Origin of the sequence: Streptacidiphilus anmyonensis, assembly GCF_000787855.1 — a bacterium.
Taxonomy (GTDB): domain Bacteria; phylum Actinomycetota; class Actinomycetes; order Streptomycetales; family Streptomycetaceae; genus Streptacidiphilus; species Streptacidiphilus anmyonensis.
Window position 1 is genome coordinate 27,575 of the sequence record NZ_BBPQ01000016.1, and the last position, 4,421, is coordinate 31,995.

At 76.0% G+C, this 4,421-nt stretch carries 4 protein-coding genes; 1 reads left to right on the plus strand and 3 read right to left on the minus strand.

The annotated features are described in order from the left end of the window. On the minus strand, positions 1-1,256 hold a 1,256-nt coding region (locus tag TR50_RS17045; protein WP_152648449.1), incomplete at its 3' end, for a PAS domain-containing protein. 277 nt (positions 1,257-1,533) lie between these two features. After that, positions 1,534-1,857, minus strand: coding sequence for a hypothetical protein (locus TR50_RS48860; RefSeq protein ID WP_236654454.1), 324 nt, complete (start codon positions 1,855-1,857; stop codon positions 1,534-1,536). Between the two features lie 168 nt (positions 1,858-2,025). Between TR50_RS48860 and TR50_RS49745 the strand changes: the two genes are divergently transcribed. After that, the gene (locus tag TR50_RS49745) at positions 2,026-2,796 is read left to right on the plus strand and encodes a peptidylprolyl isomerase (protein WP_042421666.1); all 771 of its coding nucleotides are present in this window, start codon (positions 2,026-2,028) and stop codon (positions 2,794-2,796) included. Positions 2,797-3,493: 697 nt separating this feature from the next. Here the strand turns inward: TR50_RS49745 and TR50_RS17060 are convergent. After that, entirely contained in the window at positions 3,494-4,408 is a 915-nt protein-coding gene (locus TR50_RS17060; RefSeq protein ID WP_042421667.1) for a phytoene/squalene synthase family protein, read from the minus strand. Between the last annotated feature and the right edge of the window lie 13 nt (positions 4,409-4,421).

Genomic DNA, 4,421 nt, shown 5'->3' on the forward strand with positions numbered 1-4,421 from the left:
GCCGGGACCGCCAGGACCTCGCCGCGCTGCGCGCCCGCGCCCGCCCCGGTGCCTGCCCCGGCGCCCGGCGCGGCTCGCGGCGCGGCGACCGCGTCCTCGTCGAGGCCCGCGACGGCGAGCCGCCGGACCGACCTGGGTGCACCGCCGGACCGGCCGCCGGACGGGCCCTGCGGCGTCGGCACGGGCTCAGCCGCCGAATCCGGCTCGGGCGTCGCGGCGGGCCCGGGGTGCGCGCCCGGCCCGGGGTGCGCGTGGTCCTCGGGATGCGCGTCGCCGCCCGCCGTCGAGGCGGCGACGAGGTGGTCCAGCACGAAGACCGCGGCCACGTCCGCGACGCGCGGCACCATCGTGTCGACCAGTTCGCGGGCGGTGCGGTCCAGCTCCAGGGTCGTCCCGATGCGCGCGCTGGCGTCGGAGAGGACCTCCAGGCGCTCGCGGGCCATCGCGGCCCGCTGCTCGGCGCGGAAGCGGGCCGTGACGTCGACGATGGTCGAACTGACGCCCAGCACCCGCCCGCCGGGCTCCTCCAGCCGGAAGTAGGACGTCGACCAGGCGTGCTCACGGTCCGGGTCGCCGGGGGTGAGGCCGTGCGAGCGGGCGTCGACCACCGGATCGCCGCCCGCGAGCACCCGCCGCATCACGGCTTCGATCTCCTCGCCGTTCAGCCCCGGCAGCACCTCGGTGACCCGGCGGCCCAGGTGCTCCTCGACCGGGAGCCCGTTCATCCGGGCGAGCGAATCGTTGAGGCGCACGAAGCGCAGGCTCTCGTCGTAGACGGCCATGCCGACGGGCGCCTGGGTGAAGAAGCTGTTCAGCACCGCGAGATCGGCCTCCACCCGGCGCAGCGACCGCACGTCGGAGGCGACGGCGAGCACCAACGGGTGACCGTTGGGGCCGTTCAGCGGATGGGTGCGGAACTCGAGGTTGACCAGGTGCCCGTCCCGGTGTCGCACCGGGAAGACGCCCGACCAGTCCCGTCCGGCGACGATGGACTCGAACAGCGAGAGCACCTGGTCCCGGTTCTCGGGTGTGGTCAGCAGGTCCGCCGCGCGCCGGCCGACGGCTTCGGCGTGGCTCCAGCCCAGCAGCAGCTCCGCGTCGTCGCTCCAGTGCAGGATCGTTCCGTCGTCCAGGATGAGCGCGGTCGCGATCGGTATCGTCATCAGGCCCATGGGACGCGTCTCCACCCCGGCCGCGCGATCGGGGATGAGCCCGCCGCCGCCCGGCTGCGCGCCGCCCTGCTCCTCGGATCGCATCGCCAGGTAACCGCCCAGAAGACAGCCGACCGCGCGCCCGCGCGCCCGCTTGGTGTGCCAGCTGCGCCGGCTGCGCCGTGCAGCTCGCGCCGTGTGGGAACTTCCTCCCCATTCTTCCCGTCCGTTCCTGCCGCCGCTCGCCCAGTGCCCTCCGATCCCTCCGATCGGGACGGAGCCCGCCCGGGGCCCGCCCGGGGCCTGTCCGGGCCAGGCAGGCGGACGCCCCGGGCCGGTCCTGCCGGGTCCCGGGGCGTGCGCCTGCCTCACGGCGCAGCGGTCAGGCCGCGCCCGGGTGCCAGGGCGGCCACTCCCACGGCCGGTCGGCCCAGTGGACGAGCTCCGCGTCGTCCAGATCGAGCTCCGGGTAGAGCTGGTGCACGCGCGGCACGAACTCCTCCCGGGCCAGCGGCTCGAGCTGGCCGCCGCCCATCCGGACCAACCGGTAGCGGTTGTCGGACGCGTACGGCGCGATGTCGACGAGCGGCTGCTGGTCCGCGTGGTGGAAGCTGCCGCCCTCGCTGTCGACCACGTCGGCCCGCGCGTCGTGCGCGGTCGCCATGGGCTGGAGGGCGGGCTTCTTGTGGCGTTGGAGCAGTTTCATCGTGTGTCCACCTCCGTGGTCACGACCCCGGCTGAGCAGTGTGAACGTCCCGCCGGACAACTCCACGGTACGCGCGGCACGGCGGACGCGCGTAGTCGTGCGCGCGGTGGGGAAGTTCTGTGGGGTCATGCCAAGAACGGACACCGACGTCCCTCGGAAGGACCCTTGATGCCGTCCCTGTTCTCGCTTCCGCGCCGGAACCGCACCGCCGCCTCCGCACCCCGCCGCCGCCGTTGGCTCCCGCTCGCCGCCGCCTCCGCGCTCGTGCTGGGCCTGGGCACCACCGCAGCGGCCGACGCCTCGGGCGGCGCGGGCAGCGAGAGCCTCGCCCCGGCCCCGCACGCGGCCACCGCCCACGCCCGTGCCGCCTCCGCAGTCGACCCGTGCGGCTTCGTCGCCTCCGTTCCGGCGGACCGTTTCAAGGGCATCCCCGTCTTCGACGCGCGCAAGGCGGCGCAGCCCTTCTCGGTCAAGCTCCACACCAGCCAGGGCACGATCACCTTCCAGGCGCTGACGGCGGCGGCGCCGTGCACGACCTTCTCGTTCCGCTTCCTGGCCCAGCACGGGTTCTACGACCGGACGCACTGCCACCGCCTGACCACGCAACGGATCTACGTCCTCCAGTGCGGCGACCCGACGGGCACGGGCAGCGGCGCGCCCGGCTACTCCTTCAACGACGAGAACCTGGCCGGGGCGACGTACCCCGCCGGGACCGTGGCGATGGCCAACGCCGGGCCGAACACCAACGGCAGCCAGTTCTTCTTCGTCTGGAAGGACACCAAGCTCTCCCCCGCGTACACGCCCTTCGGGCGCGTGACGTCCGGCATGGACGTCCTCGCCAAGATCGCCGCCGCCGGCGAGGACGACCAGAACGGCCCCGGCGACGGCTTCCCGACGCTCCCGGTCGACATCCGCGGAGCGCAGATCGTACGCGCCTGACCGACCCGGCCTCTCCACCGGCCGCGCGGGCGCGCCACCCGTAGCGCGCCCGCCAACGCGTCCCCTCCCCCGGCCCCGGCCTGCGGCCGACCACCCACACGCGGGGAACGGACGGCGGGACGGCGGGACGGCCGGAACGCCCGGTAGCCGGGGGCCCGACGGCCGCATCGCCGGAGCGCCGCAGGGCCCGGAGGGCCGCACCGCCACAGCGCCGGGGCCGGGACGGCCGAGGGCGGGATGGCCGCATGGCCGCATGGCCGGAGCGCCGGATGGCCCCACGGCCGGAGGGCCGCACCGCACCACGGCCGAGGCCGGGATGGCCGCACGGCCGGATGGCCCGGAGGGCCGCACCGCCTCACGGCCGGGGCCGGGACGGCCGCACGGCCGCATCGCCGCATGGCCGAGGCCATGACGGCCGGAGCGCCGCATGGCCCGGAGGGTCGCATCGCCGCACGGCCGGGGGGCGGCATTCCGGAACGCCCGGTGGCCGGGGGCCCGACGGCCGCATCGCCGGAGCGGCGCAGGGCCCGGAGGGCCTCGCCGCCACACGGCCGGGGCCGGGACGGCCGCAGCGCCGCACGGCCTCACGGCCGGGAGGGCCGCACGGCCGAGGGCGGGATGGCCGCATGGCCGGAGCGCGGGAACGCCGGGGGTGGGAGGGGGGGTCGCGGCAGGGTGAAGAGCTGGGGGCTGGGCGCTAACGCGCCCTCATCTCCCGAAGGAGGAGGCGCAGGGCGCTCGGTACGGAGGGCCGGGCGCCCGCGCGGAGCAGGGCTGCGCCCTTCGCGCGGGCGGCGCGGGCGGTGAGGTCGTCGAGGCCGAGCATGGCGCGGACCATCGGGCGCGTCGCGGGCGGGGGCAGCTCCGCCAGCGCGCGCCCCTCGGCCAGCGACGCCTCGGAGAGATCCAGCAGGTGGGTCAGCAGCGCCCGCACGGCCGGAGTGTCCCGGGCGGCGGCGAGGTCGTCCCGGGTGACGGCGAAAGCCTTCAGCGTCTCCTGAGGGATCATCAGCCGGTCGGCCGCCAGGTCCTCGGCGAGGTCGGTGACGAAGTCGAGCCGCTGGCCGCCGTCGACCCACGCCCGGCACACGGTGCGCATCGTCGGCGTCACCGGTGTCAGCACACTCGCCACGACCAGGACGGCGGGCAGTGAGTACGCGTCGACATACGCCTGGTAGTCCGCCTCCGTCCCGAAGCCGGAGAAGTCGAGGTCGGTCAGGGCGGTGCCCAGGAAGGCCGTGACGTGTTCGCCCAGCGAGGGCAGCCCGGCACAGCTGTGCGCCAACGCCCGCACGAGCGGGTCGTCGGACTTCGGGCCGCCCGCCAGCGCGGCGCGGACCTCCCGGTCCCAGGCCCCGAAGGTCTCGCGGCGGCGGGGCACCGGCTCGGCGGAGTCGAGCAGCTCGTCGGTCCGGTGCATGAACGCCGTCGCCACGACGACGTGCGGCACCAGCTCCGCCGGGACGAGCAGGCGGACGGCGAGGTACGCCTCGGGCTTGTAGCGCAGCACCGCCCCGCGCTGCGCGCCGTAGTCGGCGCGCAGCGCGGGGTCGGCGACGCCTGCGGCGTCGAGTGTGCGGGTCCAGCGGGCGGGCGGACGGAGAAGGCTCACGGGTGATCAGCTT